Origin of the sequence: Candidatus Planktophila sp. (assembly GCF_044348745.1) — a bacterium.
Taxonomy (GTDB): domain Bacteria; phylum Actinomycetota; class Actinomycetes; order Nanopelagicales; family Nanopelagicaceae; genus Planktophila.
In genome coordinates this window covers 1-12264 of the sequence record NZ_JBIKSG010000030.1, presented here as the reverse complement: position 1 = coordinate 12264, position 12264 = coordinate 1, and the positions used below count along the sequence as shown (strand labels likewise).

At 46.3% G+C, this 12264-nt stretch carries 12 protein-coding genes; all 12 read right to left on the bottom strand.

Translation table 11 applies throughout. The features are described from left to right. On the bottom strand, window positions 1–1472 hold a 1472-nt coding region (locus AC9UH7_RS05175), incomplete at its 3' end, for a polyribonucleotide nucleotidyltransferase (RefSeq protein ID WP_509595939.1). Between the two features lie 158 nt (window positions 1473–1630). Beyond that, window positions 1631–1900 carry a 30S ribosomal protein S15 gene (gene rpsO, locus AC9UH7_RS05170; RefSeq protein WP_029018500.1) on the bottom strand — a complete coding sequence of 90 codons (270 nt, stop codon included), beginning with the start codon at window positions 1898–1900 and terminating at the stop codon, window positions 1631–1633. 128 nt (window positions 1901–2028) lie between these two features. Further along, window positions 2029–2901, bottom strand: a complete 873-nt coding sequence (locus tag AC9UH7_RS05165) for a bifunctional riboflavin kinase/FAD synthetase (protein WP_509595937.1) — start codon at window positions 2899–2901, stop codon at window positions 2029–2031. 18 nt (window positions 2902–2919) lie between these two features. Beyond that, complete coding sequence (gene truB / locus AC9UH7_RS05160; RefSeq protein WP_509595935.1) at window positions 2920–3798, bottom strand: tRNA pseudouridine(55) synthase TruB; 879 nt, start codon at window positions 3796–3798, stop codon at window positions 2920–2922. Window positions 3799–3810: 12 nt separating this feature from the next. After that, window positions 3811–4245 carry a 30S ribosome-binding factor RbfA gene (gene rbfA / locus AC9UH7_RS05155; RefSeq protein WP_509595933.1) on the bottom strand — a complete coding sequence of 145 codons (435 nt, stop codon included), beginning with the start codon at window positions 4243–4245 and terminating at the stop codon, window positions 3811–3813. A gap of 3 nt (window positions 4246–4248) precedes the next feature. Further along, a complete protein-coding gene (gene infB, locus AC9UH7_RS05150) occupies window positions 4249–6945 on the bottom strand; it encodes a translation initiation factor IF-2 (RefSeq protein ID WP_509595931.1) in 2697 nt (898 codons plus the stop codon). A gap of 124 nt (window positions 6946–7069) precedes the next feature. Then, the gene (locus AC9UH7_RS05145; RefSeq protein ID WP_509595930.1) at window positions 7070–7327 is read right to left on the bottom strand and encodes a YlxR family protein; all 258 of its coding nucleotides are present in this window, start codon (window positions 7325–7327) and stop codon (window positions 7070–7072) included. A gap of 23 nt (window positions 7328–7350) precedes the next feature. Continuing rightward, the gene (gene nusA, locus AC9UH7_RS05140; RefSeq protein WP_509595928.1) at window positions 7351–8343 is read right to left on the bottom strand and encodes a transcription termination factor NusA; all 993 of its coding nucleotides are present in this window, start codon (window positions 8341–8343) and stop codon (window positions 7351–7353) included. Then, entirely contained in the window at window positions 8343–8813 is a 471-nt protein-coding gene (rimP, locus tag AC9UH7_RS05135; RefSeq protein ID WP_509595926.1) for a ribosome maturation factor RimP, read from the bottom strand. Before rimP ends, nusA begins: the two co-directional genes overlap by 1 nt. Before the next feature lie 47 nt (window positions 8814–8860). Beyond that, entirely contained in the window at window positions 8861–9634 is a 774-nt protein-coding gene (locus tag AC9UH7_RS05130) for a sulfite exporter TauE/SafE family protein (protein WP_509595924.1), read from the bottom strand. Window positions 9635–9636: 2 nt separating this feature from the next. Beyond that, window positions 9637–11361 carry a proline--tRNA ligase gene (locus AC9UH7_RS05125; protein WP_509595922.1) on the bottom strand — a complete coding sequence of 575 codons (1725 nt, stop codon included), beginning with the start codon at window positions 11359–11361 and terminating at the stop codon, window positions 9637–9639. A 9-nt stretch (window positions 11362–11370) separates the two neighbouring features. Next, window positions 11371–12264, bottom strand: an 894-nt coding sequence (ispG, locus tag AC9UH7_RS05120) for a flavodoxin-dependent (E)-4-hydroxy-3-methylbut-2-enyl-diphosphate synthase (protein ID WP_509595920.1), incomplete at its 5' end; no start/stop codon positions are given.

Genomic DNA, 12264 nt, shown 5'->3' with positions numbered 1-12264 from the left:
CCCATTGCAATACCTGCAACTGGTGCGCGTAGTGGAACACCTGCGTTAAATAGTGCAAGAGTTGATGCACATACTGAACCCATAGATGTTGAACCATTTGAACCAAGTGCTTCAGAAACCTGACGGATTGCGTAAGGGAACTCTTCACGTGATGGAAGTACTGGAATCAATGCACGCTCAGCTAATGCACCGTGGCCGATTTCGCGACGCTTTGGTGTTCCAACACGACCTGTTTCACCAGTTGAATATGGTGGGAAGTTGTAGTTGTGCATGTAACGCTTGTGATTTTCAGGGTTCAACGTATCTAGCTGTTGTTCCATCTTTAGCATGTTGAGAGTTGTGATTCCAAGAATCTGTGTCTCTCCACGCTCGAAGATTGCTGAACCATGTACACGAGGAATAACTTCTACCTCGGCAGATAGCGCACGGATATCGCGAAGTCCGCGACCATCAATACGAATCTTGTCGCGCAATACGCGCTGACGTACAAGCTTCTTTGTCAATGAACGGAATGCTGCAGGAACTTCCTTCTCGCGACCTTCAAACTGAGCGCTTACAGATTCCTTAACAGATGCGCTGATTCCATCAATCTTTGTTTCGCGCTCTTGCTTACCAACAATTGTTAACGCCTTTGCAAGATCATCCTTTGCTGCCTTCTCAACAGCTGCAAATACATCGTCCTGGTAATCCAAGAAGACTGGGAATTCTGCAGTTGGCTTTGCGGCAACCTTTGCAAGCTTTGCTTGTGCATCGCAAAGAATCTTGATGAATGGCTTTGCAGCATCTAGGCCTTGTGCAACAACTTCTTCTGTAGGAGTTGGTGCGCCACCCTTGATTAACTCAATTGTGCGCTCAGTTGCTTCTGCTTCAACCATCATGATTGCTACGTCACCATCGTTAACGCGACCGGCAACAACCATGTCAAAGACTGCGTTAGCAACCTGTGAGTGGTTAGGGAATGCAACCCACTGACCTTCAATCAATGCAACGCGAACGCCACCGATTGGACCAGAGAATGGCAAGCCAGCAAGTTGTGTAGACATTGATGCAGCATTGATAGCAATAACATCATACATATGATCTGGATCTAGTGCCATTACTGTCACAACGATCTGTACTTCATTGCGAAGTCCCTTAACAAACGATGGACGCAATGGGCGGTCGATCAAACGACAGGTAAGAATTGCATCTTCTGATGGACGACCTTCGCGACGGAAGAATGATCCTGGGATGCGACCAACTGCATACATCTTCTCTTCAACATCAACTGTTAAAGGAAAGAAATCGAATTGATCCTTTGGTGTCTTTGATGCAGTTGTAGCTGAGAAGATCATTGTTTGATCATCTAGATAAACTGCTGCAGCTCCGGCTGCTTGGCGCGCTAGGCGTCCTGTTTCAAAACGAATTTCTCGTTTTCCGAATTTTCCGTTATCAATAACTGCAACGGCTGATTGAACCTCTTGACCCTCCATGGGTCCTCCTCTTTGTAGATTGAAAGGCGCGACAAAATTATCGAACCTTGTAATCTGCCAAGAGAATGAATCTTCGATCGAAGTTCACGCGTTTTGAATCTCTAGCGCGGAAACCACTACCGAGGACCATTGCTCTACGGCAGATTGGATTTACTTAATTAGCGGCGAATACCGAGCTTCTCGATAATTGCGCGGTAACGATTGATGTCTGTCTTTGCTAGGTACTGAAGAATGCGGCGACGACGTCCAACTAGCAACAAAAGACCACGACGGTTGTGGTGATCATGTGGGTTAGTCTTCAAGTGATCTGTGATTTGTTCAATACGCTTTGAAAGTAGAGCGACCTGAGCTTCAGGTGATCCTGTGTCAGTAGGTGTAGAACCGTACTGAGCAATGATTTCTTTTGTTAGTTCTGGTGTTAATGCCATTACTTGTTCTCCTTGTTTACTGAGCACGAGGCTCTTTCGGTTTGATTCACGAAAGATTCGCTATCTCGACTGAAGGGCTAGGTTACCAGCGAGCCTGTGAATAGGTGAAATCGGGTGGATTTACCCGCTTAAAGCTCGGTCAATCTGCGAGCTTCAGCGCAATCCTTTGCCATCTGCTCCAACAAGGACTCTAGACCATCAAATTTCAAGGTCTCTCTAAGTCTCCAGCCAAATTCGATAGTTGCAGGTTTTGTATATAGATCTAGTCCTACTTGATCTAGGGCATATGCCTCCACCTGACGACCTCGGACACCTTCAAATGTTGGATTCGTGCCAATTGAAATCGCTGCCGGCCATCTATCAATTCCAACAGTTAACCATCCTGCATAAACACCATCTGCTGGAATTGTTTGACCCTCGATATTTCCAAGGTTTGCTGTTGGATATCCAATTTCACGGCCACGTTTTTCTCCATGAACAACAATGCCATCTAGTCGATGTGGACGAGTCAACATTTCACGAGCTGATTCAACCTGACCATCAATTATTGCTTTGCGAATTCGAGTCGATGAGATTGTCTCTGCCTCATCTGACTGAAGGTCTAACACAATTGTTTCAAATTCTGTGTTTTGAGAAAGAGTGCCAACATTTCCCGCTGCTTTAAAACCATAAGTGAAATTCTGACCAACAATCACCTTGCTAGCTTTGAGCTGCTCAATCAACACCTTTTTCACAAAATCCTCTGGTGACATCGCTGCAAACTCTTTTGTGAATTTAATGACTGCCACTTGATCAGCGTTATGAATTTTCAAAAGTTCAATCTTGTCACTCAAGATTGTGAGCAAGGTGGGTGCGCGCTCCGGTGCAAAAATAGATACAGGGTGTGGATCAAAGGTCAAAGCAACAATCTTTTCATCACCGGCTATTTCTTTGGCACGGTTAAGAATCTGCTGGTGCCCCTTATGGACTCCATCAAAGTTTCCTATAACGACGATGCTCATATGCCTATTGTCTCAGAGTCACTGCGCTGCCGCGAAAACGGCAATCGGCTTGGCTTTACCATCAACATTGCTCAACAATGCAATTAACTCATTGGCAGCTGTAATGCCTGCATGAATCTGATCGTTGGGATTAGCCAACAAGGTGCGACCAAATGAAAGTTCGTGTTTTTCATCTAGTTCAATCTCGCGCACTGGAAATGTTGCACGAGCCACATCGGCTAAATCCAGGGTTGAGAAATCTCCACTTTTTAGCTTCTCTAATGAAACCGCTCTGTCTAAACCAAAGCCTGCAACACGTGATCTGCGCAGCGAGTTGAGGTGTCCCCCGACGCCTAATGCATCACCACAATCACGGGCAATAGCGCGAATGAATGTTCCGGCCGAACAGGTCACTTCGATGTCTATCTCTACGCCTTTTTCCACACGTCGAATTTCTAAAACATCTAGCTGCGAAATTGTGACCTCACGGGAAGGCAAAACAACTTCTTCACCTGATCGAACTCGATCATATGCACGTTCACCATCAATTTTGACGGCAGAAACCGAACTTGGTCGTTGCATGATTGTGCCGCGCATCTTTAAAAGTTCATCATGAATCTGTACATCAGTAATTGAAGATGTATCTGCCGTGCTGATTACCTCACCCTCGATATCATCGGTAACAGTTGCAGCACCCAAAACCACAGTGGCTTGATACGACTTATCGCCATCTGTGATGTATTGAAGTAAACGGGTGCCGTTATTAAAGCCAAGAACCAATATTCCGGTAGCCATTGGATCAAGAGTTCCGGCGTGACCGACTTTTCGAGTGCCTAACGCGCGCCGTGCAACTGCAACCACATCATGGCTTGTCATACCTGGTTCTTTATCTACAACCAGAAAACCATGCTCATGCACTATTTTGCGCCGCTACTCTTCGTCGATTACACGTGGAGCTTTATATGGATCTTCTCCCCCGGCATATTGGGCATTCTTGCGAAGCTCTGCCACCTGTGCATCTTGTTCGTGAACCTTTGCAAGCAAGGAATCAAGAGCAAGTGCACTTTCAGGTAAACCATCTTCAAAGAATTCAATGCTCGGCGTAATGCGAAGTCCTAGTTCACGACCAAGTGCTGATCGGATAGCACCTTTGGCACTCTCTAACGCTGCAGCAGTTGCTGCACGCTCATCTAGCCCACCAAGGACTGTGTAGAAAACCGAGGCTTGCTGAAGATCGCCAGTAACGCGCGCATCGGTAACAGTTACAAAGCCAAGACGCGGATCTTTAATCTTTGTCTCAAGCAGGTTTGCAACTACTACCTTGATGCGGTCGGCGACCTTCAGTGTGCGATGTGATTGACCCATTGTTTATGCTCGCTTTTTCTCGACCATCTCAAAGCACTGAATGATGTCGCCTTGTGCGATTTCCTTCATATTGCCAAGTCCAATACCGCACTCAAATCCTTCACGGACTTCAGTGGCATCATCCTTGAATCGCTTGAGCGAATCAATTGTGAGGTTATCAACCAAGACGGCTCCATTGCGCAAAATACGTGCCTTTGCATTACGACGGATAACTCCATCCTTAACAACTGAACCTGCAATGTTTCCAGCCTTAGAAGACTTGAAGATTTCGCGAACCTCAGCGCTACCGATGATCGCCTCTTCGTACTCAGGCTTAAGCATGCCCTTAAGGGAAAGCTCAATCTCTTCAATTGCGTTATAGATAACTGAGTAGAAACGAACTTCAACGCCTTCTTGATCTGCATAAATTGCAGTCTGTGGTTCTGGCTTAACGTTAAAGCCAATCACAACTGCAGTAGAGGCAGATGCCAAAGTAATATCGCTCTTAGTGATTGCACCAACACCGCGGTGAATAACGCGAAGATCAACCTCTGCGCCAACATCCAACTGCATTAATGCATCTTCTAGGGCTTCAACAGAACCAGAAACGTCGCCCTTAAGAATGAGGTTAAGTGTTGAAATCTTGGATTGCTCCATGAAGTCTTCCAGTGAAACCTTCTTACGAGCCTTAGCAAGCTGTGCATTGCGTTCTGCAGCCTGACGCTTTTCAGCAATCTGGCGCGCAGTACGGTCTTCATCAGCAACAAGGAATGTGTCGCCAGCACTTGGAACAGATGTGAAACCAAGAACCTGAACTGGACGAGATGGACCAGCAACAGCGACATTGTCACCGTTCTCATCCAACATCGCACGAACACGACCAAAGGCACTTCCGGCAACGATTGCATCGCCAACCTTTAGTGTTCCACGCTGAACTAGAACAGTTGCAACTGGACCCCGACCACGATCAAGGTGAGCTTCAATAGCAACACCGCGAGCATCATCTTCTGCAACAGCGCGAAGATCAATGGCAGCATCTGCAGTGAGCAAAATTGATTCGATCAGTTGATCAATACCAATACCAGCCTTGGCAGAAACGTTTACGAAGATTGTGTCTCCGCCGTACTCTTCTGCGACCAAGTTGTATTCAGTTAACTGTTGGCGAACCTTGTCTGGGTTTGCACCTTCTTTATCAACCTTGTTGACAGCAACCACAATTGGAACATCTGCAGCCTGTGCATGGTTTAACGCTTCAATTGTCTGAGGCATGATTCCATCATCTGCAGCAACAACTAATACAGCGATATCAGTTACCTTGGCACCACGAGCACGCATAGCGGTAAACGCCTCGTGACCTGGTGTATCGATAAATGTTATTGCACGGTTAATTCCTTCATGATCATGGTGAATTTGGTAGGCACCAATGTGCTGCGTAATACCACCAGCTTCACCCTTCATGACCTCTGATTTACGGATTGCATCTAGAAGTGATGTCTTACCGTGATCAACGTGACCCATAACAGTTACTACTGGTGGACGTGCCACCAATGTCTCTGGATCTAGATCATCTAGTTCGCCAGCTAAATCGATGTCGAAGTCTTGTAGTAATTCACGATCTTCATCTTCAGGGCTAACAATTTCAATGTTATAGCCCAGTTGAACACCAAGAATTTCAAATGTGTCAGCGTCAACAGATTGTGTTGCTGTCACCATTTCACCCAAGTGGAATAGTGCTGCAACTAATGCTGCTGGATCTGCACCAATCTTGTCTGCGAAGTCTGCCAATGAAGCACCGCGACGCATACGAATAGGAGTTTTTCCATCACCGTGAGGAACAACAGCACCACCAAGTTTTGGTGCTTGCATATTGTCGAACTCATCGCGCAATGCCTTACGAGACTTTTGTTTACGACCTGATTTCTTACTTGCATTCTTTCCGAATGCTCCACCTGCACCGCCACGTTGTGGTGGACGACCGCCACCTGGACGTTGCGGACCACCTGCTGGTGCACCTGCACCTGGTGTATTTGATTTATAAGGAGAAGACGATGGCGCACCACCTGTGCGTGGTGGAAATCCTGTACCTGTTGAAGCAGGACGCGGAGCACCTGGACGTGCGGCAAATCCTGGACGAACAGAACCTGGACGCGAACCAGCCATTCCTGGTCGTGGTGCTCCAGTTCCTTGAGAACCCTGAGGACGTTGTGGTGGGCGTGGAACTGCGCCACCTGTTGAAAATGGATTGTTGCCTGGACGAGGTGGGCGTGGAACTGCGCCACCTGTTGAAAATGGATTGTTGCCTGGACGAGGCGCAGGTGCAGATGGAACTGCGGGTGCAGCACCATCAGTTGCACGGTCTGCTGCACGATCTGCTGCTTCATGCTTTGCAGCTTCTTCTTTGTTTGCAATTGATTTAGCTTGCTCTAGCTTGAGCGCTTCGATGTCAACGCCAAGTTCTGCGGCTAGCTCAGCTGCTTGCTCAGCGCTGACTTCACCCTTGGGCTTTGCCGCAGCCTTCTTTGCAGCAGCCTTCTTAACGGGCTTCTTTTCCTCGACCGGTTTTGCATCGGGATACATTTCGATCAACTTGCGGACAACTGGTGCCTCTACTGTTGATGATGCAGAGCGAACAAACTCGCCCATTTCTTGGAGTTTTGCAAGTACAACCTTGCTCTCCATACCGAGTTGTTTTGCCAACTCATGTACGCGGACCTTTGACACATTTCTCCTGTCTTGGCCCGCATTTTCTCAAATGCAAGCCTTAGTTGAACGACCTCATAGTTCTAACGAGCTCATTTGAGTTTCATATCTTTCATATCCATTCGTTGTTTGTTATCAATCTGAATTAGCCATTAAGAAACTTCAGAAGTTCCGATACATCGATCGCCCCATCATGCTGAAAAGCAAAACGAAACGCACCTCGACTTATCGCACCTTCTGCACATTTCTTGTGAAGCCAAGCGCCCCGACCTGGAGCACCGCCTTTGATATCTGGGATTACTTTCCCATCAATCAAAACCACTCGAATCAATGCTGCTGGGTTCGCTTTCTTTCGGCAGCCAATACAGCTACGTACCGGAAAATCTGAATCCAACTGGCTCATGGTATCCAACTAGAGCCCTCTTCTCATAATGCTGCGTCTGTGGCAGCGGGCACAACTGTGTCGGGGTGAATATCAATGCGCCAGCCCGTCAAACGTGCAGCCAAACGAGCATTTTGTCCATCTTTTCCGATGGCCAGAGAAAGCTGGTAATCCGGAACGATCACCTTTGCACTGCGTGTTGCAAGATCAGTGATTTCAACTGAACTGACCTTTGCAGGAGCAAGCGCTGCAGCAACAAACTCTGCTGGGTCTTCTGACCAATCCACAATGTCAATTTTTTCACCATGTAACTCATCCATGACCGCACGTGCACGTGAACCCATAGGTCCAATCAACGATCCTTTAGGGCTCACTCCTGCTCGATGTGTTTTAACTGCAACTTTTGTGCGATGTCCTGCTTCGCGCGCAACTGCCATGATTTCAACAATACGGTCATTAATTTCTGGAACTTCAAATGCAAATAGTTGTTTCACAAGTGCTGGGTGAGAACGAGACAACATAATTTCAGGACCCTTCAAGCCCTGCTTAACCTCAACAACAAAGCACTTAATTCGATCACCATGGTTATAAACCTCACCTGGCACCTGCTCTTGTGGGGGAATTCGACCCTCAACGCGACCAAGGTTGACGTTAATCATTTTTGGATCACGACCCTGTTGCACAACACCAGAAATCACATCACCCACCGATGCGGTGAACTCGCCAACGATTTCAGCATCATTTGTTTCGCGCATCTTTAACTTAATGATCTGACGAGCAGTCGATGTAGCTACGCGCGAAAATCCATCAGGTGAATCAACTTCCTCACCAGTCCGCGTTCCATCCTCACCAAAGATAGGAATGAGAATCGAAATCTCACCTGTTTCTCGATCTAGATGCGCTCTGGCATGACGCTTAGCCGTATCGGTTTGATTGTAAGCACCAAGGACAGCAACTTCGATCGCATAAATAAGATCTTCAAGATGTATGTCTTTTTCAGTTGTAAGGGCAGCTAGCGCCGACATCTCCACATGCATTAGATCTCATCCTTACGATTGAACTCGACCTCAACATGTGCGCGCTTTACATCTGCAAAGGTAACTTCATGAGTCTTCATTCGACCTTTAATGTTTTCAATCAAAATCGCTCTGACTTCATCAAACTCTGTTAAGCGACCTGATACTTCTGAATCATCATTAAGGGTTATCTTTATGATTCTGGTCAGATTCTTAGTCCAATGACGAGGCAAAGTGAGCGGACGCTCGATGCCAGGTGAAGTCACTTCCAAAGTAAAGGCCTCAGTAAGCAATGGTGATTCATCCAGAATTGCCGAAATTTCACGGCTCACAACTGTGACTTCATCCAGGCTAAGGGGTGCGACTCCGTCAATCATGCAGGTAACGATGCGATGGTTACCAGGATTGCTAGTAAAGACATCTTCTAGAAAGAATCCCGCGTTTTCTACAGCAGGTCGGATTGCATCGGCGATTGAATCTTTTAGGGCCATGAATATCTTCTTTCTATTAAGTTGTGCCTTAATTGTAACGCGAACAATTAGAAGGTTGCAATTCCTACCTTCACGATCAACGCCACCGTTACCAACAAGAACACTTTACGCACCAAAGTGGAGCCACCTTTGATGGCCAAACGAGCACCAATTATCGCACCGGAAATATTTGCCACACCCATGATTATGCCAATTTGCCAAATCACTGCGCCATTAATTCCAAACACCAATATTGCGCCCACATTTGTCGCGACATTAACAACTTTGGCGATTGCAGATGCAGTTATAAAGGCATAACCCAGCGATGCAACCAGAATTAACATCAAGAAAGAGCCAGTGCCTGGGCCAAAGATTCCATCGTAAAAACCGATGATGACTCCTGCAAGAGCGGCAATCTGAACTCTGCGACGTGGAAGATGGCGTAAGTTTTCAAACTTTCCAAGGTCTGGTTTAAACCAGGTATAGATAGCAACTACTATTAATAGAACCAAAACCATGGGACGCATACTGCTTGTGGGTATCTTTGAGGCAAGCATCGCTCCCCCAGCAGAACCAAGCAAGGCCGGTACTCCCATTGCAAGCAAAACCTTTGGGTCAGGCTTGATCTGCTTTCGATACAACACTGCAGCTGTACTTGTTCCAAATATAGATGACAACTTATTGGTTCCAAGTACTTCAGCGGTTTCAGATTTAGGTAAACCGATCAGCAAAGCTGGAAGTTGGATTAATCCCCCGCCACCTGCAATTGAATCAATGAAGCCGGCAAAGAAAGATGCTGCCAAAAGAAATAACGCTGTCGCAATCGTTAAATCGTGAAACACGATTACTTGAGAAGTTCTGCGATCGATGAAACCGCATTAACAAGTGCGACCTCTTGCTTCTCACCGCTCTTGCGAACTCGAACTTCAACATTTCCTTCAGCTAAAGCCTTACCGACAACAACAATTATTGGATTGCCAATCAACTCAGCATCCTTAAACTTCACACCTGGGCTTGCATCACGTCGATCATCTAACATGACCGATATTCCTTGGGCCTCAAGGTCAGTTCCTAACTTGAGCGCTGTTTCAAATAGCAAATCATCTTTACCTGCAGCAACAATGTGCACCTTGGCTGGAGCTAACTCTGCTGGCCAATTAAGCCCAATTTCATCATGGGTTTGCTCTGCAATCGCAGCAACAGCTCGTGTGACACCAATTCCATATGAACCCATAGTCACAACTTGCGACTTACCGTTCTGATCAAGAACTGTCAGGCTGAGTGCCTCTGCGTATTTACGACCCAGTTGGAAGATGTGCCCAATTTCGATGGCTCGATCAATAACTATTGGTGTTTCACACTCTGGACAAGCATCTCCTGCACGAACTTCTGCCGCTTCAACATAGGCATCTGGTGTGAAGTCACGACCATTAACAACATTTCTTGCATGACGATCCTTTTTATTCGCACCAGTTACCCAAGAAGTTCCAGGTGCAATACGTGGATCGGCATAAACAGTGATGCCTGACTTCTTTGCATCTTGTGGTCCGATGTAACCCTTAACTAAATTTGGGAACTTTGCAAAATCTGCATCCTCAAAAACCCTCAGTTCATGAACTCCACCGAGATTTTCTTGAAAACGCTTGAGATCAACTTCTCGATCTCCAGGAACTAACACTGACACCGCTTTGTTGTCTGCCATCAACATTACGTTTTTCAATGTGTGTGCCCCAGTGAACCCACCACCAAATTTTGCATTAAGTAGCTCAACTAAGGAGTCAATACTTGGCGTGTTGGGTGAATCAAAATCTTCAAGTGCTGGAGTATTGGAATAATCCTGTGCCTGAACCTTTGTAACCATGGCTTCAACATTTGCTGCAAATCCACAACTTGGGCACAAAACATATGTGTCTTCACCTGTTGGGCAAGGAGCCAAAAACTCTTCTGATTTAGATCCACCCATAGCACCTGATACCGCTTTAACAATGTTGTACTTCATGCCAAGTCGATCAAAAGTCTTCACATACGCATCGCGATGGCTTTGGTATGAAACCTCAAGACCTGCATCATCAATATCAAATGAGTATGAATCCTTCATTACAAATTCGCGGCCACGAATAATTCCGCTGCGTGGCCGTGCTTCATCGCGAAATTTTGTCTGGATTTGATAAATGCTAAGTGGCAAATCTTTATAGGATGAATACTCACCTTTGACCATCAAGGTAAACATCTCTTCGTGGGTTGGGCCCAATAGGTAATCCCCACCTTTACGATCTTGCAATCTAAATAGCGCTGGACCGTACTCTTCCCAGCGATTAGTTGTTTCATATGCTTCACGTGGGAGAAGTGCAGGAAAATTAACCTCTTGAAAACCAGCCTTATCCATTTCCTCGCGAATCACACGCTCAACATTTCGCAGCGTAATCACTCCAAGCGGTAACCAGGAGTAAATACCTGCTGCGATGCGGCGCACATATCCAGCACGAACAAGCAGCTTATGGCTAGCAACCTCAGCATCTGCTGGATCATCGCGAAGAGTACGCAAAAATAGCGTAGACATTTTCAACATGGGTGAACCTTATCGAACATCAACTGAAGGTTGCCCTGAAGCAACTCCGGCGGCTTCCATTTCTTCTGCTAAACGCATCGCTTCTTCGATAAGGGTTTCAACAATTTGCGCTTCTGGCACAGTTTTGATCACCTGTCCCTTTACAAATATCTGACCCTTACCATTACCTGAAGCAACACCAAGATCTGCTTCGCGTGCTTCTCCTGGGCCATTAACTACACAACCCATAACTGCCACACGCAATGGAACAGTCATGCCTTGCAAACCAGCCTGAACTTTTTCCGCAAGTGTGTAGACATCAACTTGTGCTCGGCCACAAGAAGGGCATGAAACGATTTCAAGCTTACGTTGACGCAAGTTCAAAGATTCAAGAATTGAGATGCCAACCTTCACCTCTTCAACAGGAGGTGCTGACAATGACACGCGAATTGTGTCGCCAATACCTTCTGCTAACAAAATTCCAAATGCTGTTGCAGACTTAATTGTTCCTTGGAAAATTGGACCAGCCTCGGTAACACCTAGGTGTAATGGATAGTCGCACTTTGCCGCAAGAATTCGATAAGCATTCACCATTGTTACTGGATCATGATGCTTCACAGAAATTTTAATATCTGAAAAACCATGCTCTTCAAATAGGGATGCTTCCCAAAGAGCAGATTCGGCCAAAGCTTCTGGTGTGGCTTTTCCATACTTAGCAAGCAAGCGTGGATCCAGTGAACCAGCGTTAACTCCAATTCGAATTGGAATGCCAGCATCTCCTGCTGCCTTTGCTACCTCTTTTACTTTGTCATCAAACTGCTTAATGTTTCCAGGATTAACTCGGACCGCAGCACATCCTGCATCAATTGCAGCGAAGATATATTTAGGCTGGAAGTGAATATCTGCAATCACTGGAATCTGTGA

Coding starts and splice junctions, on each gene's coding strand:
- rbfA (WP_509595933.1), bottom strand. CDS start 4,245: ATGGGTCAATCACATCGCACACTGAAGGTCGCCGACCGCATCAAGGTA.
- AC9UH7_RS05165 (WP_509595937.1), bottom strand. CDS start 2,901: ATGAGCATCGTCGTTATAGGAAACTTTGATGGAGTCCATAAGGGGCAC.
- AC9UH7_RS05125 (WP_509595922.1), bottom strand. CDS start 11,361: ATGTTGAAAATGTCTACGCTATTTTTGCGTACTCTTCGCGATGATCCA.
- nusA (WP_509595928.1), bottom strand. CDS start 8,343: ATGCATGTGGAGATGTCGGCGCTAGCTGCCCTTACAACTGAAAAAGAC.
- rimP (WP_509595926.1), bottom strand. CDS start 8,813: ATGGCCCTAAAAGATTCAATCGCCGATGCAATCCGACCTGCTGTAGAA.
- rpsO (WP_029018500.1), bottom strand. CDS start 1,900: ATGGCATTAACACCAGAACTAACAAAAGAAATCATTGCTCAGTACGGT.
- AC9UH7_RS05145 (WP_509595930.1), bottom strand. CDS start 7,327: ATGAGCCAGTTGGATTCAGATTTTCCGGTACGTAGCTGTATTGGCTGC.